Here is a 26712-nt window from a genome sequence, read left to right on the forward strand (position 1 = left end):
TTTATTTGTGATGCAGCTTATCGATACCCCTCTCAAAGACGTCAAGCGCGTCCTTCCCAAAGTTTTCGAAGACACACGGGGCTGGTTCGCAGAAACATACTCACAGCGGACCTTCGCTCACGCGGGGTTGCCAAACAAGTTTGTCCAGGACAACCAGTCTTTTTCCCGGAAAGGTGTGCTACGCGGTCTCCACTACCAGGTCGGCAAACCGCAAGGAAAGCTGGTGCGCGCTCTCACGGGCCACATTTGGGATGTAGCCGTCGACCTTCGCCGCGACTCCCCGGATTTTGGTAAATGGGCCAGCTTCCACCTGAGCGAAGACCGGGTGGAATACCTCTGGATTCCCGAAGGCTTTGCGCACGGTTTCCTCGTGCTTTCAGAAAGCGCCCACGTCCTCTACAAAACGACCGATTTTTATCATCCCGCAGGAGAACGTTGCATCCGCTGGGATGACTCGACGCTGGCGATTAATTGGCCTCTTGACGAAGTCCCCAATGTCTTGGTCTCGCCAAAAGATGGACATGGCATGAGCTTTGCGGAGGCTGAGCTGCCGCCTGTAGGGGAGACTGTACCTCACTAAAAATCTAAAACAATCGCGGAAGATGGGTTCTTGTCTCAGGAATCCATCCTCCGCGACGTTTAGTCTAGGTTTCCAGCATGGCTGCTCGCAGCGAGTCCTGCCAGGCCGGCATCGTGAATCCCAACGTACGCTGCAACAATTCGCAATTTAATCGAGAGTTCGTTGGTCTTCTCGCGGGTGTTGGATATTCCTCGGTTCCGATCGGCGTAAGTTTTGCCCAGGGTTGCTCTGGCTCCTTCTCCTGTGCCAGCGCCAGGAAGGCCCGGGCAAAATCAAACCAAGTGGTCTCTCCACCGTCACTGGCGTGGTAGATACCACCTAAGCGTCGGGCTTCGGCGAGGCAATCTCCCGCTGTTTCACAGCGACGAATGGTGTGCAGGGTAAGATGGGCAAGATCGCGCGCCCATGTGGGAGCCCCGTGCTGGTCAGCCACAATACGCAATTCTTCCCTCTCCCGAGCAAACCGCAGAATAGTACGGACAAAGTTTGTCCCGGTGGAGTTGTAGACCCAACTCGTCCGGAAGATGAAATGCGCAGCTCCAGTTGCCGCAAGTGCACCTTCACCTGCAAGCTTGCTAGCTCCGTAAACGCTCAACGGGCCGGTTGGGTCCGTCTCAACGTACGCCCGATTACCTACTCCGGCGAAAACGTAGTCCGTCGAAAAATGGACCACAACGGCACCGATGGCTGCAGCCTCTTCTCCAAGAACCTGGGGTACTTCAGCATTGAGCCGAAAGGCCATCTCCGGCTCCCGTTCCGCTTTGTCTACCGCTGTATAGGCGGCCGGGTTGATTATCCAGCGAGGCCGCAGAAGGCGAATGTATCGTCTTACGGCTTCCAGATCACTCAAATCGAGCTCTGCCCGCCTTGGTGCGGCCACCCTTCCAAGCTCATTCAGTACTGGCTCAAGTTCACCCCCGACCTGCCCACTTGCTCCGGTCAAAAGAAACGGCCCCATCAGAAGATCCGCTCTTTTAGTATCCGATGAAGGTAATTGGCATAACTGCTCTTACCGATCTTCTTCGCCAATGCGTCAAGCTCTTCGCTGGAGATCCATCTCTTGCGGAATGCGATCTCTTCAGGGCACGCTACCTTCAGGCCCTGCCGATGCTCGATGGCGTGAATAAATGTACCCGCCTCAAGCAAGGAATCATGCGTCCCCGTATCAAGCCAGGCTGTCCCACGACCTAGGTTCTGCACTGCAAGCTCTCCATGTTCCAAATACCACCGATTTACATCGGTGATTTCCAGTTCACCGCGTTCCGAAGGCTTAATGGATTCGGCAACCTGAACGATCTGGGAGTCGTAAAAATAGACCCCGGTCACTGCGTACGAAGACTTCGGTTGCTGGGGTTTCTCTTCGAGGGAGATCGCATTTCCGGCGGCGTCAAACTCCACCACGCCATAGCGCTCCGGATCAGAAACCCTGTATGCAAATACAGTTGCGCCACTCGTTTTCTGCGCGGCTGCCTGTAGTTTCTTTGGCAACTCGTGGCCAAAAAAGATGTTGTCACCGAGCACCAGGCAACATCCTTCACCGGCCAGAAAATCCCGGCCAATCAGAAAGGCCTGCGCCAGACCATCAGGATTCTCCTGGATAGCATATTGAAAAGACAGTCCCCATTGACTGCCGTCTCCGAGTAACTGCTCAAATCGCGGCGTATCCTGCGGCGTCGAAATGATAAGAATCTGTCGGATATCAGACAACATCAGCACGGATAAGGGATAGTAAATCATTGGCTTGTCGTACACAGGCAACAATTGTTTCGATACCGCCTGCGTCACCGGATACAGCCGCGTTCCAGAACCTCCGGCCAGAATGATTCCTTTCATCTACAACTCCGCCTTCCGAAATCCATAGTTCTTCTCAATCCACTGCTTGTAGACACCACTCGTGACGTTTTCGGTCCAAGTTTTGTTAGCCAGGTACCATTCAACCGTCTTCCGGAGACCAGTCTCGAAGCTCTCCGCCGGTTTCCATCCCAGTTCCCGCTCGACTTTCCTGGCATCAATGGCATACCGTCTATCGTGCCCTGGGCGATCCGTCACAAAACGGATAAGCTGCCGATGCGGCCGGAAGGCGGATTCGGGAACCAGTTCGTCCAACAATTCGCATAGGAACGTCACAACTTCCAGATTCGTTCGCTGGTTGCAACCCCCGATGTTGTACGTCTCGCCTACCCGTCCTTTTGCCAGGACCGCCCGGATTGCAGAGCAATGGTCTTTTACGTACAGCCAATCCCGAACCTGCAAGCCATCACCATACACCGGCAAGGACTTGCCCTCCAATGCATGGGTAATCATCAGCGGAATCAGCTTTTCAGGAAAGTGATACGGCCCGTAGTTATTCGAACAGTTGGTCATCAACGTCGGGAGGCCATAGGTGTGGTGCCACGCCCTGACGAGGTGGTCACTGGCGGCCTTGCTCGCTGCATAAGGGGAGTTAGGCGCATATGGCGTTTTCTCATGGAAAGCCGGATCGTCCGCGTTCAGTGTCCCGAACACTTCATCGGTGGAGACATGATGGAATCGGAAGTTCTCTTTCTCTTCCCCCTCAAGGGCTTGGTAGAAGGCCAGAGCACCTCGTAACAGTTGGAAGGTCCCGTCGATATTGGTCTTTAGAAAAGCCTCTGGCCCAAGGATAGAACGGTCAACGTGGCTCTCAGCGGCGAAATGGACAATTGCCCGCGGGCGGTGACGCTCCAGCAGATCAGCCACCAACTTCCCGTCGCAGATATCTCCGTGAACGAAGGTATAGCGGGGATTATTTTCCAGGGACGCCAGGGTCAGTGGGTTTCCGGCATACGTCAGCTTATCGAGATTGATGACAGGTGACGACTCTTTCTCAATCCAGTCCAGTACAAAATTGCTTCCTATGAAACCGGCCCCGCCGGTCACCAGAATCGGTTTGGTTTCCGTCATGTGTAGCGCTTTTGGCCCTCTTCCTTAGCTGCCCGCCCGGCAAGCCACTTCCTCAATAACCTTCGGATTATCTCCAATATTCTACCTTCCGGGGAGGGGCGCATCACTTCCGTAACGGCCATCCACAACACACATCTGTCGCATCCAAGCAACTTAGGACTAGAATGGTTCCGCCTGTATCGATACCCTTATGCCAGCGCTCATGACCGAACCCTTAGCAGCTCCCGCCGCCAAATCCACAGAACGTGAGCAGTTCGACCTACAGGCACTCGTCACGGAGCGGCCGAACGAAGCGTCTGAAGGCTTTGACACCAAAAGTGCGCTTGAGATTGCCCGGATCATCAATCATGAGGACGCAAAGGTCCATCTGGCTGTCAAAAAGGCACTTCCTGAGATCGCTCTGGTCATCGATCAGGTCGCCCGCGCTCTGCGCGATGGTGGGCGCCTGATCTATGTCGGCGCCGGCTCCTCGGGACGTATCGCCTCGCTGGACTCCCAGGAGTGCCCCGCCACGTTCTCGACCCAGCCCCAGCAGATCCAGTACCTGATGTGCGGCGGCCCAAAAGCTCTTGCCTCTGCGGCTGACGTTAACGAGGATTCCCCAGAAATGGGCCAGCGCGACATCGCCAAGCGCCGCCCTACCAGAAAAGACATCGTGATCGGTGTCTCCGCTTCCGGCCACACGCCTTATGTGGTCGGCGCCGTGGACTATGCCCGGCAGCGGGGGGCGCGAACCGCCGCCGTTGTGTGCAATCCAAACAGCCGCCTCGCCGAGGTCTCCGATATATGTATCGTGGCCGACGTAGGTCCTGAGGTTATCTCCGGGTCGACCCGCATGAAGGCGGGTACGGCCCAGAAGATGATCCTGAACATGATCACGACAGGCGCAATGACCCGCCTGGGCTACGTGTACGAGAATCTGATGGTCAACGTGCACATGAAGAACGCCAAGCTCGTCGAGCGCGGCATCAACGTGCTGCAGCGGGTCACAGGTGTGGACCGTGAGACAGCCATCCGCGCCATCAAGTCCGCCGGTAAATCAATTCCGATCGCTGTCGTCATGTTGAAAGCCGGAGTTGACAAGATGGAAGCGGTCCGCCGCCTCTCCAAATCGGATGGCAATGTCCGCCTGGCGATCGAAGACTCTCGTCTCGAACTCTAAGGCTTTTGGGAAGCGCTAGACTCAGCGAAATGAAGCGTCCTTCACTTCGTACCCAGTGGCTCCGTCTTACACACTCTCTCACTGCCACGCTGGGAGCAGCTATCATCTGCCTTCTGGAGCACCATTTCATCCTTTCGCCGCTCCATCCGGAGACCCAGTCGGCGATGCTCCCCCAACAAATGCGGCAAGCTGTTTCTCCTTTGCCTTTCCTGGTTCAGCATTGAGTTATTCCGTATCGCAAGGGCGTTTTCTATCAGAGCCTTCCATCAGGCCGAGATCTAAGGCCGAACCAGCCGAAACACTCCCTTCCACAACGTAAGTCCGTAGAATCAAAGAGGCGTTTACTGATTCGTTAAGGTACCTCGTTGGCTCATGGACAAGTTCGTTATTCGCGGCGGTAATCCGCTCCTCGGCACCATCAAAGTCTCCGGAGCCAAGAACTCCGCTCTCCCCTGCATGGCCGCCGCCATCTTAACCGAGGACGAGATCATCCTCGAAAACATCCCACAGGTTCGCGACATCGAAACCGAGCGTAAGCTGCTGGAGTCCATGGGCGCCAGTGTAGAGCTCGGGTATGGCCGGGCTCAGCACCGCACCAGCATTCAGTGCGCCAACCTTTCTGATCCAGTCGCCAAGTACGAGATCGTAAAGACCATGCGCGCCAGTTCGCTGGTACTCGGTCCACTGATCGCCCGGACTGGTATGGCGCGTGTCGCTATGCCCGGAGGATGCGCGATTGGCGGTCGCCCCATCGATCTTCATCTGGCTGCTCTGGAAAAGATGGGCGCTACCATCACCTACGACCACGGCTACATTGAGGCCCGCACGCGGCGTCTGAAGGGCGCACATATTGTCTTCGACAAAATCACGGTTACGGGGACCGAGGACATCCTGATGGCCGCTGTAATGGCTGAAGGCGAAACCGTGCTGGAGAACTGTGCCCGCGAGCCGGAAGTCACCGACCTGGCGGCACTGCTCACGGCCATGGGCGCGCAGATCGAAGGAGCGGGGAGCTCCACGATCAAAGTAAAGGGAGTCGACAAGCTTCACGGCGCCCGACACCGGATCAATCCCGACCGCATTGAAGCCGGGACCTTCTTGATTGCCGGCGCCATCACCGGCGGCGACCTGAACGTCGACTCATGCAACCCGGATCATCTGGGTGCTGTCATCGGCAAGCTGGAGTCAGCTGGAGCACGCATTGATGTCGGCCGCGAGAGTGTTCGTGTGCGCAGCGAAGGCCACCTGAAGCCGGTCGACATCTCGACCGAAGAGTACCCGGGATTCCCGACCGATATGCAGGCGCAATACATGGCCCTTGCAACGCAGTGCGATGGCACAAGCATCGTGACTGAAAACATTTTTGAAAACCGCTTCATGCACGTCCAGGAATTGAATCGCATGGGCGCCAATATCCGTACCGAAGGACGTGTGGCCACCATCGTCGGCAAGACGCCGCTGCAGGCCGCTGCCGTCATGTGCTCTGACCTGCGTGCGTCAGCCTCCCTTGTACTTGCTGCTCTGGTTGCCGATGGCGAAACCATTCTGGACCGTGTGTATCACATGGACCGCGGCTACGAACGCATCGAGGAGAAACTCCGCGGTGTCGGAGCGCAGATTCGCCGCATGGGCGATGTCTTCGGCAAACGCTGACATCGGGCACGTGCGTACCTGCTGAATTAACCACAGAGATAGGTGCCCCACCCATTGCATCGCAATGGGTGGGATATTCGTACAATCTGGTTAGAGCATTTTCCCTGTTGTTGGGTATCCCGGAAGGGATGTGGAGCGGCGTTTTCATTGCGGAAAACGCCCAGAGATGCGGAAGCACTACATTACACCTACAGGGCAAATGCTCTATCCGCCGGCGATTGCTCCGATCACCAGCAGGGGCTGTTTGCCGCTCACGATCGCTGGCGGCAACACGGCATCCATGCCGATATGAGACCAGTCTTCCTCGCAGACAAAGAAGCGAAGCCACGCTCTCCTTTGCTTCGTCTCGTGTTCACGGATAGTGCCTTCCAGCGCAGGGTAATCGTGCTCCAGCACCTCCAGAACGGCGGCGATCGTCACTGGAGAAGCGTCTACCGCTACTGTCACTTCATGGCCGACACCTGCTAGTCTGCAGAGATGAGCCGGCAGCTCCACTCGCACCATTGCACTCACGGCAGCGTCTGGACCTCCACGGAGAGCACTGCGGGCAGATCCCGCACAATTGCCTGCCAATTCTCGCCTCCATCAGGCGACGCGTATACCTGCCCTCCGGTTGTGCCGAAGTAAATGCCGCATTCATCCATGCGGTCGACAGACATGGCATCGCGCAGGACGTTTACGTAGCAGTCCTTCTGCGGAAGCCCCCGGCTCAACGGCTCCCACTCATTTCCTCCCGTTTTGCTGCGGAAGACTTTCAACTGTCCTTCCATCGGGAAATGCTCGGAGTCGCTCTTAATGGGCACCACAAAGATGGTCTCGGGCTCGTGCGCATGTACATCGATGACAAATCCGAAGTCCGTCGGCAGGTTGCCGCTTACCTTTGACCAATTCTCTCCGGCATCATCGGTCCGCATCACATCCCAGTGCTTCTGCATGAAGAGAGTCTTTGGCTTGGATGGATGCATGGCGATGTGATGCACACAATGGCCAACTTCAGCCGTCGGATTAGGGATGTATTTCGAGTGAAGTCCCTTGTTGATCGGCTTCCAGGTGCCGCCGCCATCATCGGTACGAAACGCACCAGCTGCCGAGATGGCGATGAACATCCGCTGTTCGTCGGTGGGATCGATCACGATCGAATGCAGGCACATGCCGCCGGCGCCGGGCTGCCAGTCTTTGCCGGTGCCATGTTTACGGAGTCCCGGCAATTCATTCCAGGTCGTACCGCCATCAGTGGTCTTGAACATGGCCGCATCTTCGACACCCGCGTACACCGTGTCCGCGCAACTCAGAGAAGGCTCCAGGTGCCAGACACGTTTGAACTCCCATGGATGCGGCGTTCCGTCGTACCACTGGTGCGTCCCTGCTTCTCCCTCATAGAGAAACTTATTGCCGGCAACATTCCAGGTCTTCCCGCCGTCATCGGAACGCTGCAGCACCTGCCCCGACCAACCGGAGCTCTGCGACGCCCAGATACGGTCAGGGTCTACCGGCGAGCCCTTCATGTGATAGATCTCCCACCCGGCGAAGAAAGGGCCTTCCACCTTCCAGTCCTGACGCTTCCCGTCTGAAGTCAGCACAAATCCGCCTTTTCGGGTTCCGACCAGTAGACGTACTGAGCTCATGCGCTAAATCCTCCGGCAGGAGGGTATCAGGCCTAGGCGTTCTGCGAAAACAAGCTTCATTGTCTATGCTGAAAATCTCAAGCAAAAAAGAGATTCGCAGAAACGAAAAGCGCGCCCGAAGGCGCGCTTTCATTGTTTCAAGTCCTATTGCTTAGGCAGCGTTCTCGCCACCCTCGGCCTGCTGCTGCTCCTCAAGCTGCTTCTGCAGCTCTTCGCGCTTCTTGGCCTTGGCAGCTTCGCGCTTCTCACGCTTCTCGCCGAGCTCAGCCTCAGCACCGAGCAGCTCGATGAACGCCTTCTCACCGCCGTCTCCCTTACGGAAGCCGGTCTTGATGATGCGGAGATAGCCGCCATTGCGATCGCCGTAGCGCGGAGCCACGGTAGCAAACAGGCGGTCCACAGCCTCCGGCGTCTGCAGAAACGAGGCGGCCTGGCGGCGGGCATGCACGTCACCGCGCTTGCCCAGCGTGATCATCTTCTCAACGAGGGGGCGGACAGCCTTGGCCTTGATGGCCGTGGTCTCTACGCGATCCTCAAGAATCACGGACGTCGTCAGGTTCCGCAGCAGGGCGCGGCGGTGGCTGGTGTTGCGTCCGAGTTTGAATCCTCCATTACGGTGGCGCATATCAATTCTCTCTCTTCGAAGTTGTCAGTTCTCAGTTGCCGATGCTCTGACAACCTCGGAAATCTGGGTGTTACCGGACGCTTTCCGCCAGTTGCCCGTGTAAAAGAGCAACTGGCGGGTAACCGTCTTAGAAGTTCTCAGTCTCGCTGCCCGGCAGCGAGAAGTCGTCGTCGTCCTCATCGTCAAACGAGCCATAGCTCGCAGCCAGAGTGGCAGCCGGAAGCACGGAGGTCGGTCCGGGAACGGGGTTGCCGTTCTCGTCGATCTTCATACCCAGCGAGAGGCCCATCTGAGCGAGGATCTCCTTGATCTCGTTCAGCGACTTGCGGCCGAAGTTCTTGGTCTTCAGCATCTCGGCTTCCGTCTTCTGGATCAGCTCGCCGATGGTCTGGATACCCGCATTCTTCAGGCAGTTGTAGCTGCGGACGGAGAGCTCAAGCTCTTCGACCGAGCGGTTCAGGTTCTCGTTGCGGATAGCAGGGCCGTCCGCGCTGCCGTCCAGACCCGTCTCCAGCTCTTCCTCAAAGTTGATGAAGATGGTCAGGTGGTCCTTCAGCAGCTTGGCTGCCAGGCCTACGGCGTCAGCCGGAAGCACGGTTCCATTGGTCCAGACCTCGAGGGTCAGGCGATCGTAGTCGGTGATCTGGCCCAGACGAGCCGCATCCACCGCGTAGTTCACCTTGCGGACGGGGGAGTGGATCGAGTCAACCGGGATAAAACCAAGACCGAGGTCGGAGTCGAAGTTCTTGTCAGCCGAGACATAGCCACGGCCGCGCTTCAGACGCATCTCCATGTCGAGCTTTCCGCCCTCGGAGACCGTCGCGATGTAAACATCCTTGTCCAGGATCTCGACGTCGCCGTCCGCTTCGATCATGCCGGAGGTAACAACGCCCGGCTGGTCCACATGCAGGTACAGAGCCTTCGGACCGTCGCCGTTCAGCTTGAACGGGATCTGCTTCAGGTTCAGGATGATGTCCGTCGCGTCCTCAACCACGCCAGTGATCGACTGGAACTCGTGCAGTACGCCCTCAATGCGAACAGCGGTCACAGCCGCGCCCTCGATCGATGAGAGCAGCGTGCGGCGCAGTGCATTACCGATGGTCGTACCGAAGCCGCGCTCAAAGGGCTGCGCGCTGAACTTTCCGTACTTCTCTGTCAGTGTCTCGCTGTCAACAGCAAGACGCTTAGGCTTTTGGAAACCTCTCCAAAGCATGTATCTATCCTTTCTTCCGGCTACCGTCCGCGAAGCATTCTGCGGTCCAGGCGGGTGTTACACGGTTGAGTATTTAGTTGTTGGGTCAGTCAAAGGGCTACGCGGCCAGGCCGCGCAGCCCTTCAACCATTACTTCGAGTAAAGTTCGACGATCAGCTGTTCGTTGACCGGGATCTGGATATCTTCGCGCTTCGGCAGAGCAATCACCTTGCCCGAGAAGTTGTCGCGGTTGATCTCCAGCCACGCGGCCTGAGTCTGACCGGAAGCAAAGTCCTTGGCAGTCTCGAGCAGGGTCAGCTTCTTGGCGTTCTCGCGGATCTCGACCACATCGCCCACCTTCACCTGGTAGGAAGGAATGTTGACCTTGCGGCCGTTGACGGTCACATGACCGTGGCGAACAACCTGGCGGGCCTGACGGCGGGAGATCGCAAAGCCGAGGCGGTAGGCCACGTTGTCCAGACGGGTCTCGAGCTGCTGCAACAGCAGGTCGCCGGTAACGCCGGTCCGGCGGCTGGCCTTCTCGTAGTACTCGCGGAACTGGCCTTCGAGCGTGAAGTAGATACGCTTTGCCTTCTGCTTTTCGCGGAGCTGGAGACCATAGCCGACGATCTTGGCCTTACGGTCACGGCCGTGCTGGCCGGGGGCAAAGTTGCGCTTCTCGATCGGGCACTTGTCGGAGAAGCATTTGGGTCCCTTGAGGAAGAGTTTCATTCCGTCGCGGCGGCAAAGGCGGCAGACGGGTCCAGTGTAACGAGCCATTTCTATCAGTCTCCTAAGACTTCAGGTGTCGATCGCTTTACACGCTGCTCGAGCGCTTCAGTCGCGATCCATAAACAGGGTTGTACGGTGCCGGATCTTCTGGATCCGGCACCGCAGAAGTTATACGCGGCGGCGCTTCGGCGGACGGCAGCCGTTGTGCGGAATCGGCGTGACGTCACGGATGCTGCGGACCTCAAGGCCAGCGGCAGCCAGTGCACGAACAGCCGACTCACGGCCCGAACCGGGGCCGGCGACGCGGACATCGACCGAGCGGAGACCATGATCGCGAGCCATATTGGCCGCGTTCACAGCGGCCTGCTGTGCAGCAAACGGGGTTCCCTTACGCGAACCACGGAAGCCCAGCGAGCCCGAGCTCTTCCAGCTAAGCGTGTTGCCCTGCTGGTCGGTGATGGTGACGATGGTGTTGTTGAACGAAGCCTGAATGTGGACCAGACCATACGGCACATTCTTGCGTTCGCGCTTCTTGAACTTCTTATTCTTACCGGCCTTGCCGGCTGCGCTCTGCTGTTTTGCCATGGCTTACTTGGTCGCTTTCTTCTTGCCGGCAACCGTGCCCTTGCGGGGGCCCTTACGGGTGCGAGCGTTGGTGTGGGTACGCTGACCGCGAACCGGGAGGTTGCGACGGTGGCGGATACCACGGTAGGACTGGATTTCCATCAGACGCTTGATGTTCAGCGAAACTTCCTTGCGGAGATCGCCTTCCACCGGGGAGCCCTGCTCAATGGTCTGACGGATGCGGTTCAGCTCGTCTTCGCTCAGATCCTTCAGCTTGCGGAACGGATCGATGTCCGCAGCCTTCAGGATGGTCAGCGCGCGAGAGTCACCGATGCCGAAGATGTAGGTAAGCGAGATCCGCACCTGTTTGTTCGGTGGAAGATCTACGCCAGCAATACGTGCCATCTGGTTTCCTTCTCTTGATTGCTTCCGGACGACTTCGTCCTCGGAAGCGGCTAGGGCAGCTTGTTCCCGGGGTTCATCGCACGCCTTGACTTCGGCGAACTCGCCCCATACATGGGAGTGCTACAGGTTGATTGCCTTGCGGCAGACGCTCTGGGCTTAGCCCTGGCGCTGCTTGTGCTTGGCGTTTTCGCAGATCACGCGCACCACACCACGGCGGTGAACGATCTTGCACTTATCGCAAATCTTCTTAACTGATGCACGAACCTTCATTACTTCCCTCAGTTCTGTTTCTCAGCCACCGTTCCCGGCGACTGTCTTCTGCTACTTGTACCGGTAAACAATGCGCCCACGGGTCAGATCGTACGGGCTCAGTTCCACCGCTACGCGGTCGCCTGGGAGAATGCGGATGAAGTTCTTGCGCATGCGACCCGAGACATGGGCCAGCACCTGGTGCTTATTCTCCAGCTCGACCTTGAACATGGCATTTGGCAGCGTCTCGAGGACCACTGCCATGACTTCAATCGCGTCTTCCTTCGACAAACCGTCTCCTTTGCAACTACTGTCAGGCCTGGCCTGACCTGCCTGGGCTCTACCAGCCCCAAAAACTTTTACCGCGTCAGCACCAGGGGGCCATTCTCTGTGATGGCCACCGTGTGCTCAAAATGCGCGCTCAGGCTGCCGTCGACGGTTACTGCGGTCCAACCGTCCTTCAGCACCTTCACTTCATGGGTCCCGGCGTTGATCATCGGCTCAATCGCCAGAACCATTCCGGCCCGCAGCCTGGTTCCCTTGCCGCGCTTACCGTAGTTTGGAACCTGCGGCTCTTCGTGCATGTTTCTGCCGATGCCGTGTCCCACAAAATCCCGTACGACGCCGTATCCCGACGCCTCGCACATCTCCTGCACGGCAGCGCCGATATCACCCAGCGTTGCCCCGACCTGAGCTTCCTGGATCGCCTGCTCCAGCGAAGCCTTAGTCACATCCAACAGCTTCCGGGCGGCCGGCGAAAGCTTCCCTACCGGGTAGGTCTCAGCCGCATCGGAGTAATACCCTTCGAGGATCACGCCGCAGTCGACGCTGACGATATCGCCATCCTTCAGGACCGTCTTTGCAGACGGCATTCCGTGCACAACTTCCTCGTTCACCGACGTGCACAGGCACCATGGATAATCGTGGTACCCCTTGAAGGCCGGCTTAGCGCCGAGCTCGGCGATCTTCGCTTCCGCCACACGCTCCAGATCCATCGTGGTAGCGCCCGGCTTTACCGCTTGACGGATCGCTTCATGTACCTGGCGAAGGATAATCCCCGCCTGCCGCATCTTTTCGATCTCCTGCGGCGTTTTGATCATGATGGCCATTGTCCGTCGCTTACTGCCCTTCGTTTCCTCTTAGCCGCATCAGCGCAGCCACAATCTTTTCAGTAACCACCTCAACTGGATGATCACCGTCTACTGCTTCAAATCGTCCGAGAGCGCGGTAGTGCTCGATCACCGGCGCCGTCTGCGCGTCGAACACTCGCATGCGTTCGGCGAACTTCTCTTCCGTGTCGTCTGCCCGCTGTTCGAGAGCCGCACCTTCCTTATCGCACTTCCCCTCCACCTTCGGTGGATTGAAATGAACGTTATAGATGGTTTGACATACGGGGCAAGTCCTTCTACCCGTAATGCGGCCCAGTAGTTGAGTATACCCAACTTCGATACTCACGGCAACGACAGGGAGCCCTGTTGGGTTCTTCGCCAAGTGGCCATCCAGCCATTGCGCCTGGGGCAGGGTCCGGGGGAAACCGTCCAGCAGATATCCCCGAGCGGTGTCCGGCTGTTGCAGCCGTTCGGCCACCATCTGGTTCACCAGATCGTCCGGCACCAGATGTCCGGCGGAGACGAGTTTCTGGAACTCCTTCCCCATCTCCGAACCGCCCTTAATATTGGCCCGGATAATATCGCCGGTTGAAATCTGGGGGACGCCCCAGGCCTGCATCAGAATCTGGGCCTGGGTTCCCTTTCCGACTCCTGGCGCACCTAACAGCAGAACCGGCCCGGAGATGAACTCCGGCTGTCCCGGAGAGGTTACGCATTCCATCCCGCTACCAGCTCCGGCGTCCGCGGATACGGCCACTCTTCGGCGTAAAGCCATCGTAGTGACGCATGATCAGTTGCGACTCGATCTGATTTACCGTGTCCATCGCCACACCCACCACGATCAGCAGCGAGGTTCCACCGAAGTAGAACTGTACGCCCATACCGTTGGTGACCCAGGTTGGCAGCTTATCGAACAGGCTGCCCACCAGCCACAGGTGATTCAGGTGGATACCCGAGATCAGGAATTGCGGAATGATCGTGATGATGATCAGGTACAGAGCACCGACCAGCGTAATGCGGGTCAGGATGTCGTTCAGATAATCGCTGGTGCGACGGCCCGGACGGATACCGGGGATAAAGCCACCGTACTTCCGCATGTTGTCAGCGATGTCATCCGGACGGAAGACGATCGAGATGTAGAAGTAGGCAAAGAAGATAATCGCCGCGAAGAACAGGATCTCGTACCACGGCTCGCCTGGCTTCAGACCTTCGGTCAGAATGCGCAGGAACTTGGTGTTCTGCACCCACGCCGCATTCGCGAAGAGCAGCGGAGCCGAGAGGATCGAGCTGGCGAAAATAACCGGCATTACGCCGCCGGAGTTTACCTTCAGCGGCAGGTGGGTTGACTGCCCGCCCATCAGGCGGCGGCCCACGATACGCTTCGCATACTGCACAGGGATGCGGCGCTCAGAGCGCTCAACCCAGACAATAAACGCGACCACCGCGATCATACCTGCGACAAGGATCAGCAGTGCAATCGGAGTAAAGGCGCCCCATGCACGGGTCGTAGCCTTCTCCCAAAGATCCTGAATACCGCGCGGCAAGCCGACGACGATACCCGTAAAGATCAGCAGCGACATACCGTTGCCGATGCCGCGATCGGTAATCTGCTCACCCAGCCACATGATGAAAGCAGTACCAGTAGTCAGCGTCAACACCGCCATCGCAATAAAGGACCACTTGCCGATGGTCACCATCGGAGCTCCGGTCTGCGTGCTGGTCAGTGTCAGGCCGATGAAGAACGACTGGACGATGGCAAGAAGCACCGTGAGATAGCGGGTCCACTGCGTGATCTTGCGGCGGCCGATCTCGCCTTCCTTCTGCAGCTTAGCCAGCGGCTCATAGATCACCGTCAGCAGCTGGAAGATGATGGAAGCGGTGATATACGGCATGATGCCCAGCGCGAAGATCGTCAGCTTGCGCAGGTTGCCGCCGGAAAACAGGTCAACCAGACCCAGCGCGGAGCCAGAATTCTGCTGGAAATACTGCTGCAGTAGATCGGCATTGATGCCCGGCGTCGGGATATGTGCACCCAGGCGATAGACCGCCAACAGGCCGAGCGTGAACAGAACACGCTTGCGCAGGTCGGGGATACGGAAGATGTTGAGGAACTTATCCAGCATCTGAGAGTGAGGCCTCGAGAACTTCGGGTGAAACGAAGAGAACAAGGCGCGGCGCCATGGCCGGGCCCCTAACCATTAGCCGAGAACGACAGCCTTACCGCCGGCCTTCTCAATCTTCTCCTGAGCAGCCTTGGAGAACTTATGAGCATGCACGGTAACGGCAGTGGTGATCTCGCCATTTGCCAGCACCTTCACCAGAGCGTTCTTCTTCGCCACGCCCAGAGCCTGCAGCTTCTCGATCGTCAGTTCGCTCTCATTCAGAGAAGCGATCGTATCCAGACCCAGAACCGTGTACTCGGTACGGAAGATGTTGGTGAAGCCGCGCTTCGGAAGACGGCGGTGCAGCGGCATCTGGCCGCCCTCAAAGCCGCGCATCGTGCGCGAGCCGGAGCGCGAACCCTGGCCTTTGTGACCACGGGTTGACGTCTTACCCATACCCGAGCCCATACCGCGGCCGATACGCTTCTTGTTGCTGTTGGCGCCCTTCGGCGCACGGAGATTCGAAAGATTCTTTGCCATTATTTCCTCGCTCAACGCCGGTGAAGCGTATTCCCTCTTCCCGACTCGCATATGTTTGTGGGCGATGCATTGATTCTACATCGCCCATGGTTTGCGCGTGAACCGCGCCTTAGCCTGAATTACTCTTCGACGATACGGACCAGGTGCGGAATCGCCTTCACCATGCCGCGGATCGAAGGGGTATCCTCACGCTCCACAATCTGGTTCAGGCGCGTAAAGCCCAGGCCCTTGACCACCAGCTTGTGCTTCACAGGCGTGGCGATCTTGGAACGGTAATACTGGATCTTGATGGTCTTTGCCATGATTTAGAGCTCCTCAACAGCCTTGCCACGAAGGGCGGCTACTTCCTGCTTGTCACGCAGCTGCGTCAAGGCAGCAAACGTCGCCTTGATCACGTTGTGCGGATTGGCGGTACCCAGCGACTTGGTCAGAACATTCTGCACGCCAGCCGAGGTCATCACCGCGCGCACCGCTCCACCGGCGATAACACCCGTACCTTCGGGAGCCGGCTTCAGCAGCACCTGGCCCGAACCGAAACGGCCCAGCACCTGGTGCGGAATCGTCGTGTCGGTGAGGTTCACCTTTACCAGGTTCTTCTTGGCCGACTCGATTCCCTTACGGATCGCCTGCGGAACTTCCTTTGCCTTACCGGAACCGTAGCCAACCACGCCCTCGGCGGGATCGCCTACAACCACCAGCGCGGCGAAGGACATGTTCTTACCACCCTTGACGACCTTGGTCACGCGGTTGATCGCGACGACCTGGTCCTTCAGGTTCAGCTTATTGGCATCAATCTTCTTCTTCAGAGTTGCCATTGTTTCCCTTCAATTCCTTCCGGGCACATGAGCCCTAAATCGTTTAGAACTCGAGTCCCGCTTCACGAGCGGCATCGGCAAGGGCCTTGATGCGTCCGTGATAGAGGTAACCGCCACGGTCGAAGACCACCTTCTTGACGCCCTTTTCCTGGGCACGCTCGGCAATCAGCTTGCCGACAGCCTTGGCCGCGTCGATATTGCCGCCGCTCTTCTTCGACTCGCCCTTCTTAGCTACAGTCGATGCCGAAGCAATCGTCACACCCTGTGAATCGTCAATGAGCTGGGTGTAAATGTGGTCCAGCGAACGGTACACGTTCAGGCGCGGACGCTCGGTCGTACCCGAGAGCTTCTCACGGATACGGGTGTGAACCCGCTTGCGGATTACATTGCGCTGTCTCTGTTGAATCATCGTCTCTCTCCTAATGGCGGAGGCGCCCTGCGCCCCCGTTCGGTTTACTTAGCGCCGGTCTTACCGACCTTCTTCTTCAGCTTCTCGTCCGAGTAACGGACGCCCTTGTTCTTGTACGGATCCGGCTTACGCAGAGCGCGCATATCCGCCGCAACCTGGCCGACCTTCTGGCGGTCGATGCCGGTGATGGTCAGGTGCGTCTGCTTCGGATCGATGGTCACGTCGATGCCCGTAGGCAGCGGGAACTCGATCGGATGCGAGTAACCGAGAGTGAACACCACCACGCCCTTGCCCTTCATCTCGGCACGGTAACCGATACCGACGATGTCCAGCTCCTTGGTCCAGCCCTTGGTCACGCCCTCAACGGCGTTGAATACCAGAGCGCGCGCCAGACCGTGAATCGCAGCCTGGGAATCATTCTCGCGCTCAGCCAGAAGATGGCCGTCCTTCTCCACCAGCTTGATGCCGGTCGGGAGAAGCGCATTGACCGTTCCCTTAGGGCCGGTTACTTCAACAATATTGCCGTTCACCTTGTACTTCACGCTCGAAGCGAGAGCGATCGGCTTCTTTCCAATACGTGACATTGACTCAATCCTTTATCGGCTTGCGAGTCCCGAGTGACTCAACAACCACTCGTTCCACTGCAGCCCGGCAGCTCATCACTGCCAATTCCCTTACCTCCGGTGCAACGCACCGGCCCAAATCTCTTACCCGAGCACAGCCGGCGCAAAGCGCCCTCCCGCCATGCGCGCAGCATTACCAGACGTTGCAGAGGAGCTCGCCGCCGACGCCTTCCTTGCGCGCCTGGCGACCGGTCATCAGACCCTTGGGGGTGGTGATGATCGAGATACCCAGACCGCCCTGAACGCGGCGGATCTCGTCGCGGCCGACATACACGCGGCACCCGGGACGGGAAACGCGCTCCAGGTTCTGGATGGCAGCCTCATTGTTCACGCCGTACTTCAGATACACACGCAGAACAGTTCTGCCCTCTTCCTCAGAGGTCTTGTAGTTGGCGATGTAGCCTTCTTCCTTCAGAATGCGGGCAATCTCTGCCTTCAGCTTCGAAGCGGGAACATCCAGCTTCTGGTGGCGAGCGCGGATCGCATTGCGGATACGTGTCAGGAAGTCTGCTACCGGATCAGTCAGGTTCATCGTTTCTCCTTCATCCCCCGTTCGCTCCCGGCCTTCATACCGGGAGAACCAGCGGAGATGTTATGGCGGCTGCGGCTGTGACACCGGCCGCCGAATTTCGTTGTGCGCCTAAAAGAAGCGCATGCCGGGATGCCGGCTCTACCAGCTCGACTTGACGACGCCTGGGATCTCGCCCTTCAGCGCCAGAGCACGGAAGCACAGACGGCAGATGCCGAACTTGCGCAGGAACGCACGGGGGCGTCCGCACAGCTTGCAGCGGTTGTGCTTGCGGCACTTGAACTTGGGCTTACGAGCGTCTTTTACAGCCTTTGCAGTCGTTGACATAGTCTTTTCCTAATCCCTTCCCTTAGTTGCCCTGACGGAAGGGCATGCCGAAGTGCTTGAGCAGCGTACGCGCGCCGTTGTCATCCTGGGCGGTGGTCACGATGGTGACGTTCATACCCTTCAGACGCTCCACCTTGGAGTAGTCAATCTCCGGGAAGATCAACTGGTCGCGCAGGCCAAGCGTGTAGTTGCCACGGCCGTCAAAGCTCTTCGGCGAAACACCCTTGAAGTCACGAACACGGGGCAGAGCGATGGTGATCAGACGATCCAGGAACTCATACATTGCATCGCCACGCAGGGTAACCATTGCGCCGATTGCCTGCCCTTCGCGGACCTTGAAGGCCGCGATCGACTTCTTCGCCTTGGTCAGTACCGGCTTCTGACCGGTGATCTGCGCCAGATCAGAGACCAGAGGATCCATGATCTTCGAGTTCTGAGTAGCCTCACCCAGACCCATGTTGATGACAATCTTCTCGAGCTTCGGCACGGCCATCACATTCGTGATCCCGAGGTCCTTCTGAACCGCCGACTTCAGCTCTTTCGTGTACTTCTCTTTCAGGCGTGCTGCCATTGTGCTCTTCTCTTTCTCACGGTCCCGGAGTGGACTCTTTTCAGTGTCCGTATACCGTTGCGTGGGGTGATCCTAAAAATCAGTTATCGCTCTTATTTCTTCTTCCCAGGCAGCGTCTCGCCGGTCGTCTTGGCGAAGCGCTCGCGCTTACCATCAACCACGCGGAAACCAACGCGAGTCGGGTTGCCCTGGCCATCCAGCAGCATCACGTTGCTGATGTGGATGGGAGCTTCCTGCTCTGCGATACCGCCCTTGATGTTGCGCTGCGGATTGGGCCGAACGTGCTTCTTCACCAGGCCCACGCCCTCAACCAGAACGCGGTTGTTCTCGGAGATGACACGCAGAACGCGGCCCTTCTTGCCCTTGCTCTTACCGGCGATCACGATCACCGTATCGTTGCGCTGAATATTCGGCATTGCTTGCTCCTTATCCCTCATGCGCATATCGCGCATGACAGGCCTCGGCGATGTACTGCGCCGGTCAGTCTTATTGAAAGTTTGTTTTGACGGGAAACGTCGGGCGGCTTACCTGCCCCAAGTTTTTCCGAAAGCCCCGGTCGCATCTGGGTTCCCTTACGGGGCCAGTGGTCACCAGAACCAAACCTAAGAAGAATACCTTAAACCAACGTAAAAGTCATCGGCTGGTTCAGAAGCGCTGTGCTCCGAACCAGCCGGGATATCGCTTAGATGACCTCTGGGGCCAGCGAGACGATCTTCAGGAACTTCTTCTCGCGCAGCTCACGAGCGACGGGACCGAAGACACGGGTCCCCACTGGCTCGCCGGCATCGTTGATCACAACGGCCGCATTCTGGTCAAAGCGGATGTAGGTGCCATCCTTGCGGCGCGACTCCTTGCGCATCCGCACGATCACGCACTTTACAACCTTGCCCTTCTTCACGGTGCCATCCGGAGCGGCTTCCTTCACCGCGGCGGTGACCACGTCGCCAAGGCCGGCCTTCTTCCCCAGACCGCCGCCCAGCGGCAGAATCATCTGCAGCCGGCGTGCGCCGGAGTTGTCGGCCACATCAAGAATCGTTCTCATTTGAACGGACATCTTCGTTCTCCTCAGTCAGTCTGCCGGCTGTTCCGCCGCAGGCTCTCGTCGTTCGGGCCGGAATTACTCAGCCGCAGCTTCCTTGACATCCGGCAACTGGGCCAGGGCCGAGCGGCGGACGATCTCTTCCAGCGCCCAGCGCTTCAGCTTGCTGGTGGGACGGGTCTCGCGGATGCGGACCACATCGCCCACGCGGGCCGAGTTCTGTTCGTCGTGCGCGTAGAACTTCTTGTTGGACTTCACAACGCGCTTGTACTTCGGGTGAGCCTTACGCATCTCGACCGAAACCACGATGGTCTTCTGCATCTTGGTCGAAACTACCTGGCCGACCTTCTCATTGCGGCGCGTCGCCTGCTCGTTCTGCTGTACTTGGGTCTCTGCCATGGGTTAGTCCTTCTTCGCTGCTTTCTTGGTTGCCTTCTTGGCCGCCTTCTTCGCCTTCACCGGCTCGGCCGAAACCTCGACGGCGGCGGCTCCGCGGACGCCCAACTGGCGCTCACGCGAAACCGTCTTCAGGCGGGCGACATCCTTCTTCAGCCCGCGCAGCTTCTTTACGCCCTCGTTGTTACCCAGCGAGCGCTGAAACTTCAGGCGGAACAGCTGTTCGGAGGCCTTGTCAGCCTCGGTCTTCAGCTCCGTATCGCTCAGATTCCGAATCTTGTTCAGTTCCATAACTCTTCTCTCTTATCCCGTCGCCTGCCCGTGTTACTTGGCGGCAACAACCTTCACGTCGTGGCGCTGCACAAACGTCGTCTTCAGCGGCAGCTTGTTGGACGCCAGGCGCATCGCCTCTTTCGCGATCTCGGGCGCAACACCCTCCATCTCGAACAGGATCTTGCCCGGACGGACAACTGCAACCCAGTGATCCAGAGCACCCTTACCGGAACCCATACGGACTTCGGCAGGCTTCTTGGTGATCGGCTTATCTGGGAACAGACGCAGCCACACTTTGCCGCCGCGCTTGATGAAGCGCGTCATCGCGATACGGCTGGCTTCGATCTGGCGGTCGGTAATGTAACCGCACTCCATCACCTTCAAGCCGTAATCTCCGAAGCTCAGCGTCGAGCCGCGCCACGCCTTGCCGCGCATCTTGCCCTTCTGCTGTTTCCGGAACTTAACTTTCTTTGGCATCAACATAGTGAAACCCTCTTCGCTCTTAGCTGCCGGCTACTTCGCCTTTCACCGGCAATACTTGATTCGTCAAATCATCCAACTGGCGGCCAGTATCCGTCAGCGGATACTGGCAACCCATAACTCTGCTTTAGAACACGCCCGAGGTCGTGACCTGATCGCGGCGCTTCTTCTGCTCGTAGATATCGCCACGGTAGATCCACGTCTTCACGCCGATCACACCGTACGTCGTACGAGCTTCGGCAAAGCCGTAGTCGATATCGGCACGCAGTGTGTGCAACGGCAGACGGCCCTGCAGATACCACTCGGAACGCGCGATTTCGTTACCGTTCAGACGGCCGGAAACACGCACCTTGATTCCCTTGCAGCCGAAGCGCAGCGCCGAGTCGACGCTCTTACGCATCGCGCGGCGGAAGCTGACGCGCTTCTCGAGCTGCAGAGCGATGTTCTCAGCAACCAGCTGGGCATCCAGCTCAGGCTTGTTGACCTCGAGGATGTCGATGAACACCTCGCGGTTGGTGCGCTTCTGGATATCGGCCTTCAGCTTGTCGATCTCCGCGCCCTTGCGTCCGATGATGATGCCCGGACGTGCCGTGCGGATGATCAGCCGCAGCTTGTTACCGGGGCGCTCCACTTCCACTGAGCTCACGCCGGCGGCCTTCAGCTTCTCGCGGAGCTCCGCCTTCAGCTTGACGTCCTCGACCAGCAGCTTGTCATAATCGCGCTCCACGAACCAGCGCGACTTCCACGGCTTGTTTACGCCGAGGCGAAATCCGTAAGGATGGACTTTCTGTCCCATAAGCTATCCCTTCACTCCATCCGCGCCGGTCCATCTATTCGGCCGGTCGCGTTCAAATCTAACTAAACCTGCGTTACTTGGCAGCCTTCTTCGCTGCCGCCTTCTTCGCCGGAGCCTTCTTGGCTGCCGTCTTCTTTGCAGTCTTCTTCGGAGCCGCCGCCTTCACCTCAGCCGCGCCAGAGCTGGCAGCCGCACCGGCCTGCTGCTTCTCTGCAACGGTGATGATGATGTGCGCAAGCCTGCGCTGGTAGCGATACGCGCGGCCCATCGGAGCCGGACGGATACGCTTCATACGCGGACCTTCGTTCGCGACAGCCTGCTTCACATACAGGTTGTCCACATCCAGGTCGAGGCCCTGCTCCTGTGCCAGGTAATTTGCGTTCTGCACTGCCGAACGCAACACCTTCTCCACCAGCGGAGCGATGCGCTTCTTGGTGAACATCACGGTGGTCAACGCCGCCTCAACACGCTTGCCCTTGATCAGATCCAGCACCAGCTTGGCCTTCTGCGGGCTGGTCCGCTGGAACTTCGCTTCTGCGCGAAACTCACGGGTCTGTTCTGCTGCCTGTGCCATAACTCTTCTCTCTTATCTCTCAGGAGCGCCAGGCGCCCCCCGACTTTTCGATTTACTTCTTAGCCGCAGACTCGGTCTTCGCCGCGTGTCCCTTGAAGGTGCGCGTCGCTGCAAACTCACCCAGCTTGTGGCCGACCATGTTCTCGGTCACGTAGACCGGGATGAACTTCTTGCCGTTGTGGACAGCAAGGGTGTGGCCGATAAACTCGGGGTAGATCGTTGAGCGGCGCGACCAGGTGCGGACAACCTTCTTGTCGTTCGCCTGGTTCATCGCTTCAACCTTCGTCATCAGGTGGGCGTCGATAAACGGGCCCTTCTTCATCGAACGTGCCATATCTCTTATCCCTCGCCTTTACTTGGTCCGGCGGTTCACGATGAAGGCATCGGTCCGCTTGTTGTTACGGGTCTTGTAGCCACGGGTCGGCTGGCCCCACGGGGTCACAGGGTGACGTCCACCGGAGGTCTTACCCTCACCACCACCGTGCGGGTGATCGACAGGGTTCATCGAGACGCCACGGTTGGTGGGACGGATACCGCGCCAGCGGTTCGCACCGGCCTTACCGATGGAGATGTTCTCGTGGTCGGTGTTGCCGACCTGGCCAACGGTGGCCATGCACTCAACCAGCACCTTGCGGGTCTCGCCGGAAGGCAGCTTCAGCAGAGCGTAGTCGCCTTCCTTGGCGACGAGCTGTGCGCTCGATCCGGCAGAACGCACCATCTGCGCGCCCTTGCCAGGACGAAGCTCGACGTTGTGCACCGTGGTACCGGCAGGAATGTTCTTGAGAGGAAGAGCGTTGCCGATCAGGATGTCGGCCTCGGGACCGCTCATCACCTTCTGGCCAACCTTCAGGCCAAGCGGCTGAATGATGTAGCGCTTCTCACCGTCAGCGTAGCTGATCAGGGCGATGCGGGAGCTACGGTTCGGATCGTACTCGACGGTCGCCACGGTGCCCGGAATACCGAACTTGTCGCGCTTGAAATCGATGACACGAATCTTCTTCTTGTGACCGCCGCCGATATGGCGCACGCTCAGCATGCCCGTGTTGTTACGGCCGCCGGTGCGCTTCTTCGTCGAAAGAAGCGGTTTGTGCGGCTCGTTGGTCGTGATGTCGTCGTTCACCAGCTTCGTCTGGAAGCGCAGTGTCGGCGTAATCGGTCGAAATGTCTTGATCGGCATTGTCTCTGTTTCCTTGCCTGAGGCCAGCCGCATATTGTTTTCGCGGCTGGCGTCTTGAATCGTTCGGTTGACTCTTCCCTGTCGGGCTTACAGCCTTACAGGTTGTCGATATAATCCGGCATCTTCTCGCCGGCCTTCAGCTTCACGTACGCCTTCTTCCAGTCAGGGCGATAGCCGACAAAACGTCCGCGGCGGCGCTCCTTACCTGTGACATTGCTCGTACGTACAGTAGCAACCTTCACCTTGAACAGAGCCTCAACAGCCTGCTTCACCTCGGTCTTGGTTGCCTCGGGAGCCACTTCAAACACCAGCGTTCCCTCGGTCTCCTTCACGCCCATGCCCTTCTCGGTAATCAGAGGGCGGCGAATCGTCGTATACAGGGTCGGCATTTATGCGACCTCCTTCACAGCGGGCTTGCGCTTGGATACGGACTTCTTCAGCGTCTCCTGCAGCGCCTCCAGGGCGTCCTTGGAGAAGACTGCATGCTCGTAGCGCAGCAGATCATAGGGATGAACCTCAGAGCTGAGCACCAGCTCGACGCCATCCAGATTGCGGGAACCGAGGAACAGGTTGTCCGACAGCTTCTTGCCCGACTCGACCAGCAGAGCGGTCTTCTTGGCATCCAGCTTGTCCAGAGCCTGGCGATAGAGCTTGGTCTTGGGCTCCTTCACCTCAAGGGTGTCAACCACCGTCAGCTTGCCATCGGCCAGCTTGGCGGCGAGAGCCGAACGCAGAGCGCCCATGAGCTTCTTCTTCGGGAACTGGTACTCATAGCTGCGCGGCTGGGGTCCGTGAACCGTACCGCCATGACGCCAGATCGGGGAACGAACCGAACCCACACGGGCGCGGCCGGTACCCTTCTGCTTCCACAGCTTCTTGCCCGAGCCCGAAACGAGCTTCTTGTTCTTCGTTGCAGCCGTACCCTGACGCAGCGCCGCACGGTAGTGCTTCACTGCTTCCCACAGGAGGGCCTCGTTCACCTCTGCGCCGAAGACTTCGTCAGCAAGCTGAAACTCGCCAACCTGATCTCCGCTCAGATTCACAACCTTGATGTTTGCCATCTTCTTTTCCTTTTGGCTCCGTTCCATTGCGGAGGCCGTAACTTACTGTCTGTTTTCATCCCGCAGTCAGGCCTATAGCCCCGCAGCCGATGGATCTACCGTCCAGACGAAGCACACGAGGTGCATCGCCTGGACGGTCAAGCCTTACTTCTTCTTACCAGCCGAAGCCTTCTTCGAAGCCTTCAGCGGGTCAACCGTACCCGAACCACCAAAGCCACGACGCTCACGCGGCGGATGCTTGGCCTTCGAGATCAGCACATAACCATCACGCGGTCCCGGAACGGCACCCTCAACCATCAGAAGATTCTCTTCGATGTCGATGCCGCGGATACGCAGGTTACGAACAGTGACCTGATCCACACCGTAGTGACCCGGCATACGCTGACCCGGGAAGACACGGCTGGGGAACGACGATGCGCCGATCGAACCCTGGATCTGGAACATGTGACCATGCGACTTGGGGCCGCCGCCGAAACGGTGACGACGAACAACGCCGGCAAAACCGCGGCCCTTCGACGTACCGACCACGTCCACAAACTTCTCGTCGGCGAAGATGTCGACCATGATGCGGTCGCCGGCCTTCACGCCGTTTGTTTCCTCACCCTCAGCTGCGGGAGCGGAGGACTCGAGGCCAACCTCCTTCACGAACTTCACGGGAGGAACATTGCTCTTGGCAAAGTGGCCGGTCATCGGCTTGTTCACCTTGCTCGCCTTTACGAACTCAACCAGGCCGATCTGGGCGGCTTCGTAGCCGTCCTTCGCCAGGCTCTTGAGCTGCGTGATTACACAGGGGCCGGCCTTCAGCACGGTGATCGGGTGAACCTCACCCTTATCGTCGAACACCTGCGTCATGCCAATCTTCTTGCCCAGAATTCCAGTTACTGCCATCTTCTTCTCTCCTCATCATGCGCCGGCTATCTTCCCGGAGCACTGTAGGTTTTTCACTACAAAACGTTAGGTTTTCACTACAAAACTTTTACTTGGTAACAGTCTTGATCTCGACGTCCACACCGGCCGGGAGATCAAGCTTCATCAGCGCGTCCACCGTCTGCTGCGTCGGTTCCAGAATGTCGATCAGGCGCTTGTGCGTACGGATCTCGAAGGCTTCGCGCGACTTCTTGTCGACGTGGGGCGAACGCAGAACGCAGTACTTGTTCTTCAGCGTCGGTAGGGGAATCGGTCCCGCAACCTGTGCGCCGGTACGCTTTGCCGTCTCAACGATTTCGCCCGTCGACGTGTCAAGCACGCGGTAGTCATAAGCCTTCAGACGAATCCGGATTCTCTGTTGTCCTGCCATCTTCTTCTCTTTTCCTGCTGCAAAGATCTGGTTGAGGTGTGGCTGGCGCTGATTCCACCAGCCACCCTAATTTGGTTGTTGTCGCGGACAGCTTCCGCCGTCCGCTTTAGACTTACTTGACGATCTCAGCGATGGCGCCTGCACCGACGGTGCGGCCGCCCTCGCGGATGGCGAAGCGGAGACCCTTCTCCATCGCTACCGGTGTGTGCAGCGTTACTTCCAGGCTGACATTGTCGCCAGGCATCACCATCTCGCGGCCCTCAGGCAGCTTGACCGTGCCCGTAACGTCGGTCGTACGGAAGTAGAACTGAGGACGATAGTTGGAGAAGAACGGCGTGTGACGGCCACCCTCTTCCTTCGACAGAACGTACACCTCGCCCTTGAACACCGTGTGCGGAGTGATCGACGCCGTCTTGGCCAGCACCATGCCGCGCTCCACGTCTTCCTTCGCGACACCGCGCAGCAGCAGACCGGCGTTATCGCCTGCCAGACCCTCGTCCAGCTGCTTCTTGAACATCTCCACGCCGGTGACAACGGTCTTGCGGGTGTCGCGGAAACCAACGATCTCCACTTCCTCGCCAACCTTCACCTTGCCACGCTCGATACGGCCCGTAACCACCGTTCCACGGCCGGAGATCGAGAAGATATCTTCGATCGGCATCAGGAACGACAGGTCGACCAGACGGTCAGGCTGCGGAACGTTGTCGTCCACCGCCTGCATCAGCTCGTCGATCTTGGCCTCCCACTGAGCTTCGCCATTCAGCGCGCCCAGAGCCGAGCCACGGATCACAGGAACGTCATCGCCCGGGAACTCGTACTTCGACAGAAGCTCACGCACTTCCATCTCCACCAGGTCGATCAGCTCAGGATCCTCAACCGCATCGC

40 protein-coding genes are annotated in these 26712 nt (G+C 58.3%); 3 read left to right on the forward strand and 37 right to left on the reverse strand.

The features are described from left to right. Nucleotides 1-10 precede the first annotated feature (10 nt). Nucleotides 11-580, forward strand: coding sequence for a dTDP-4-dehydrorhamnose 3,5-epimerase (gene rfbC, locus OHL21_RS02685; protein ID WP_263415733.1), 570 nt, complete (start codon nucleotides 11-13; stop codon nucleotides 578-580). A gap of 64 nt (nucleotides 581-644) precedes the next feature. On the opposite strand, the gene rfbD is transcribed toward rfbC, so the two are convergent. Genes rfbD through rfbB form a run of 3 tightly spaced genes read right to left on the reverse strand, consistent with a single transcriptional unit; the run spans nucleotide 645 to nucleotide 3502 of the window. Further along, nucleotides 645-1538, reverse strand: coding sequence for a dTDP-4-dehydrorhamnose reductase (gene rfbD / locus OHL21_RS02690; RefSeq protein ID WP_263415703.1), 894 nt, complete (start codon nucleotides 1536-1538; stop codon nucleotides 645-647). Then, on the reverse strand, nucleotides 1538-2413 hold the full coding sequence (rfbA, locus tag OHL21_RS02695) for a glucose-1-phosphate thymidylyltransferase RfbA (protein ID WP_263415704.1): 876 nt from the start codon (nucleotides 2411-2413) through the stop codon (nucleotides 1538-1540). Before rfbA ends, rfbD begins: the two co-directional genes overlap by 1 nt. Beyond that, nucleotides 2414-3502 carry a dTDP-glucose 4,6-dehydratase gene (rfbB, locus tag OHL21_RS02700; protein ID WP_263415705.1) on the reverse strand — a complete coding sequence of 363 codons (1089 nt, stop codon included), beginning with the start codon at nucleotides 3500-3502 and terminating at the stop codon, nucleotides 2414-2416. It abuts the gene before it with no gap. Nucleotides 3503-3704: 202 nt separating this feature from the next. On the opposite strand from rfbB, the gene murQ reads away from it, so the two are divergent. Continuing rightward, nucleotides 3705-4664: an N-acetylmuramic acid 6-phosphate etherase gene (gene murQ / locus OHL21_RS02705; protein WP_147648558.1), complete on the forward strand. Its 960-nt coding sequence runs from the start codon at nucleotides 3705-3707 to the stop codon at nucleotides 4662-4664. Nucleotides 4665-5036: 372 nt separating this feature from the next. Next, nucleotides 5037-6317, forward strand: coding sequence for a UDP-N-acetylglucosamine 1-carboxyvinyltransferase (gene murA / locus OHL21_RS02710; RefSeq protein ID WP_263415706.1), 1281 nt, complete (start codon nucleotides 5037-5039; stop codon nucleotides 6315-6317). A 204-nt stretch (nucleotides 6318-6521) separates the two neighbouring features. Here murA and OHL21_RS02715 read toward each other — a convergent pair whose 3' ends face one another. The 34 genes from OHL21_RS02715 to OHL21_RS02880 all read right to left on the reverse strand — a co-directional run. Next, nucleotides 6522-6821, reverse strand: coding sequence for a MoaD/ThiS family protein (locus tag OHL21_RS02715; RefSeq protein WP_263415734.1), 300 nt, complete (start codon nucleotides 6819-6821; stop codon nucleotides 6522-6524). Nucleotides 6822-6826: 5 nt separating this feature from the next. Then, nucleotides 6827-7942 (reverse strand): WD40/YVTN/BNR-like repeat-containing protein, encoded by a 1116-nt coding sequence (locus OHL21_RS02720; RefSeq protein ID WP_263415707.1) that lies wholly within the window; start codon nucleotides 7940-7942, stop codon nucleotides 6827-6829. Nucleotides 7943-8093: 151 nt separating this feature from the next. Then, entirely contained in the window at nucleotides 8094-8567 is a 474-nt protein-coding gene (rplQ, locus tag OHL21_RS02725; RefSeq protein WP_317889953.1) for a 50S ribosomal protein L17, read from the reverse strand. 127 nt (nucleotides 8568-8694) lie between these two features. Then, the gene (locus tag OHL21_RS02730; protein ID WP_263415708.1) at nucleotides 8695-9780 is read right to left on the reverse strand and encodes a DNA-directed RNA polymerase subunit alpha; all 1086 of its coding nucleotides are present in this window, start codon (nucleotides 9778-9780) and stop codon (nucleotides 8695-8697) included. A gap of 129 nt (nucleotides 9781-9909) precedes the next feature. Beyond that, a complete protein-coding gene (gene rpsD / locus OHL21_RS02735) occupies nucleotides 9910-10539 on the reverse strand; it encodes a 30S ribosomal protein S4 (protein WP_263415709.1) in 630 nt (209 codons plus the stop codon). Between the two features lie 120 nt (nucleotides 10540-10659). After that, nucleotides 10660-11076 (reverse strand): 30S ribosomal protein S11, encoded by a 417-nt coding sequence (rpsK, locus tag OHL21_RS02740; protein ID WP_147648565.1) that lies wholly within the window; start codon nucleotides 11074-11076, stop codon nucleotides 10660-10662. 3 nt (nucleotides 11077-11079) lie between these two features. Next, a complete protein-coding gene (gene rpsM, locus OHL21_RS02745; RefSeq protein ID WP_263415710.1) occupies nucleotides 11080-11460 on the reverse strand; it encodes a 30S ribosomal protein S13 in 381 nt (126 codons plus the stop codon). 156 nt (nucleotides 11461-11616) lie between these two features. Continuing rightward, nucleotides 11617-11730 (reverse strand): 50S ribosomal protein L36, encoded by a 114-nt coding sequence (gene rpmJ / locus OHL21_RS02750; RefSeq protein WP_013569699.1) that lies wholly within the window; start codon nucleotides 11728-11730, stop codon nucleotides 11617-11619. 51 nt (nucleotides 11731-11781) lie between these two features. Then, nucleotides 11782-12000 carry a translation initiation factor IF-1 gene (gene infA, locus OHL21_RS02755; RefSeq protein WP_147648567.1) on the reverse strand — a complete coding sequence of 73 codons (219 nt, stop codon included), beginning with the start codon at nucleotides 11998-12000 and terminating at the stop codon, nucleotides 11782-11784. Between the two features lie 68 nt (nucleotides 12001-12068). After that, entirely contained in the window at nucleotides 12069-12818 is a 750-nt protein-coding gene (gene map, locus OHL21_RS02760) for a type I methionyl aminopeptidase (protein WP_147648568.1), read from the reverse strand. Between the two features lie 10 nt (nucleotides 12819-12828). Then, nucleotides 12829-13539, reverse strand: coding sequence for an adenylate kinase (locus OHL21_RS02765; protein ID WP_263415711.1), 711 nt, complete (start codon nucleotides 13537-13539; stop codon nucleotides 12829-12831). A gap of 4 nt (nucleotides 13540-13543) precedes the next feature. Beyond that, on the reverse strand, nucleotides 13544-14941 hold the full coding sequence (gene secY / locus OHL21_RS02770) for a preprotein translocase subunit SecY (RefSeq protein ID WP_263415712.1): 1398 nt from the start codon (nucleotides 14939-14941) through the stop codon (nucleotides 13544-13546). 75 nt (nucleotides 14942-15016) lie between these two features. Then, nucleotides 15017-15460 (reverse strand): 50S ribosomal protein L15, encoded by a 444-nt coding sequence (gene rplO / locus OHL21_RS02775; protein ID WP_147648571.1) that lies wholly within the window; start codon nucleotides 15458-15460, stop codon nucleotides 15017-15019. A 119-nt stretch (nucleotides 15461-15579) separates the two neighbouring features. Then, nucleotides 15580-15762: a 50S ribosomal protein L30 gene (rpmD, locus tag OHL21_RS02780; protein WP_147648572.1), complete on the reverse strand. Its 183-nt coding sequence runs from the start codon at nucleotides 15760-15762 to the stop codon at nucleotides 15580-15582. 3 nt (nucleotides 15763-15765) lie between these two features. Then, nucleotides 15766-16275, reverse strand: coding sequence for a 30S ribosomal protein S5 (rpsE, locus tag OHL21_RS02785; protein WP_263415713.1), 510 nt, complete (start codon nucleotides 16273-16275; stop codon nucleotides 15766-15768). Nucleotides 16276-16318: 43 nt separating this feature from the next. Further along, nucleotides 16319-16684 (reverse strand): 50S ribosomal protein L18, encoded by a 366-nt coding sequence (rplR, locus tag OHL21_RS02790; RefSeq protein WP_263415714.1) that lies wholly within the window; start codon nucleotides 16682-16684, stop codon nucleotides 16319-16321. A 44-nt stretch (nucleotides 16685-16728) separates the two neighbouring features. Next, nucleotides 16729-17268, reverse strand: coding sequence for a 50S ribosomal protein L6 (gene rplF / locus OHL21_RS02795; protein WP_263415715.1), 540 nt, complete (start codon nucleotides 17266-17268; stop codon nucleotides 16729-16731). A gap of 172 nt (nucleotides 17269-17440) precedes the next feature. After that, nucleotides 17441-17839 (reverse strand): 30S ribosomal protein S8, encoded by a 399-nt coding sequence (gene rpsH / locus OHL21_RS02800; RefSeq protein ID WP_263415716.1) that lies wholly within the window; start codon nucleotides 17837-17839, stop codon nucleotides 17441-17443. 138 nt (nucleotides 17840-17977) lie between these two features. After that, entirely contained in the window at nucleotides 17978-18163 is a 186-nt protein-coding gene (locus OHL21_RS02805; protein WP_147648577.1) for a type Z 30S ribosomal protein S14, read from the reverse strand. Between the two features lie 22 nt (nucleotides 18164-18185). Then, nucleotides 18186-18734, reverse strand: a complete 549-nt coding sequence (gene rplE, locus OHL21_RS02810; protein ID WP_263415717.1) for a 50S ribosomal protein L5 — start codon at nucleotides 18732-18734, stop codon at nucleotides 18186-18188. 92 nt (nucleotides 18735-18826) lie between these two features. Continuing rightward, entirely contained in the window at nucleotides 18827-19150 is a 324-nt protein-coding gene (rplX, locus tag OHL21_RS02815) for a 50S ribosomal protein L24 (protein WP_263415718.1), read from the reverse strand. A gap of 266 nt (nucleotides 19151-19416) precedes the next feature. Then, a complete protein-coding gene (gene rplN / locus OHL21_RS02820) occupies nucleotides 19417-19788 on the reverse strand; it encodes a 50S ribosomal protein L14 (RefSeq protein WP_147648580.1) in 372 nt (123 codons plus the stop codon). Between the two features lie 63 nt (nucleotides 19789-19851). Continuing rightward, nucleotides 19852-20172, reverse strand: a complete 321-nt coding sequence (rpsQ, locus tag OHL21_RS02825; RefSeq protein ID WP_147648581.1) for a 30S ribosomal protein S17 — start codon at nucleotides 20170-20172, stop codon at nucleotides 19852-19854. Between the two features lie 3 nt (nucleotides 20173-20175). Beyond that, nucleotides 20176-20460 carry a 50S ribosomal protein L29 gene (rpmC, locus tag OHL21_RS02830; protein WP_263415719.1) on the reverse strand — a complete coding sequence of 95 codons (285 nt, stop codon included), beginning with the start codon at nucleotides 20458-20460 and terminating at the stop codon, nucleotides 20176-20178. 33 nt (nucleotides 20461-20493) lie between these two features. Then, complete coding sequence (gene rplP / locus OHL21_RS02835; RefSeq protein ID WP_147648583.1) at nucleotides 20494-20925, reverse strand: 50S ribosomal protein L16; 432 nt, start codon at nucleotides 20923-20925, stop codon at nucleotides 20494-20496. Nucleotides 20926-21049: 124 nt separating this feature from the next. After that, nucleotides 21050-21718: a 30S ribosomal protein S3 gene (rpsC, locus tag OHL21_RS02840; protein WP_147648584.1), complete on the reverse strand. Its 669-nt coding sequence runs from the start codon at nucleotides 21716-21718 to the stop codon at nucleotides 21050-21052. A 73-nt stretch (nucleotides 21719-21791) separates the two neighbouring features. Then, nucleotides 21792-22292, reverse strand: a complete 501-nt coding sequence (gene rplV, locus OHL21_RS02845) for a 50S ribosomal protein L22 (protein ID WP_263415720.1) — start codon at nucleotides 22290-22292, stop codon at nucleotides 21792-21794. A gap of 52 nt (nucleotides 22293-22344) precedes the next feature. After that, a complete protein-coding gene (rpsS, locus tag OHL21_RS02850) occupies nucleotides 22345-22626 on the reverse strand; it encodes a 30S ribosomal protein S19 (protein ID WP_263415721.1) in 282 nt (93 codons plus the stop codon). 18 nt (nucleotides 22627-22644) lie between these two features. Next, nucleotides 22645-23469, reverse strand: a complete 825-nt coding sequence (rplB, locus tag OHL21_RS02855) for a 50S ribosomal protein L2 (RefSeq protein WP_263415722.1) — start codon at nucleotides 23467-23469, stop codon at nucleotides 22645-22647. A gap of 95 nt (nucleotides 23470-23564) precedes the next feature. Continuing rightward, a complete protein-coding gene (locus OHL21_RS02860) occupies nucleotides 23565-23858 on the reverse strand; it encodes a 50S ribosomal protein L23 (protein WP_147648588.1) in 294 nt (97 codons plus the stop codon). Beyond that, entirely contained in the window at nucleotides 23859-24530 is a 672-nt protein-coding gene (gene rplD / locus OHL21_RS02865; RefSeq protein WP_263415723.1) for a 50S ribosomal protein L4, read from the reverse strand. 144 nt (nucleotides 24531-24674) lie between these two features. After that, nucleotides 24675-25418 carry a 50S ribosomal protein L3 gene (gene rplC / locus OHL21_RS02870; RefSeq protein ID WP_263415724.1) on the reverse strand — a complete coding sequence of 248 codons (744 nt, stop codon included), beginning with the start codon at nucleotides 25416-25418 and terminating at the stop codon, nucleotides 24675-24677. A gap of 88 nt (nucleotides 25419-25506) precedes the next feature. Next, nucleotides 25507-25827 carry a 30S ribosomal protein S10 gene (rpsJ, locus tag OHL21_RS02875; RefSeq protein ID WP_147648591.1) on the reverse strand — a complete coding sequence of 107 codons (321 nt, stop codon included), beginning with the start codon at nucleotides 25825-25827 and terminating at the stop codon, nucleotides 25507-25509. A gap of 112 nt (nucleotides 25828-25939) precedes the next feature. After that, the coding region (locus OHL21_RS02880) for an EF-Tu C-terminal domain-related protein (RefSeq protein ID WP_263415725.1) at nucleotides 25940-26712 on the reverse strand (773 nt) is incomplete at its 5' end.

The sequence above is a fragment of the Terriglobus albidus genome (assembly GCF_025685425.1).
Classification (GTDB): Bacteria; Acidobacteriota; Terriglobia; order Terriglobales; family Acidobacteriaceae; genus Terriglobus; species Terriglobus albidus.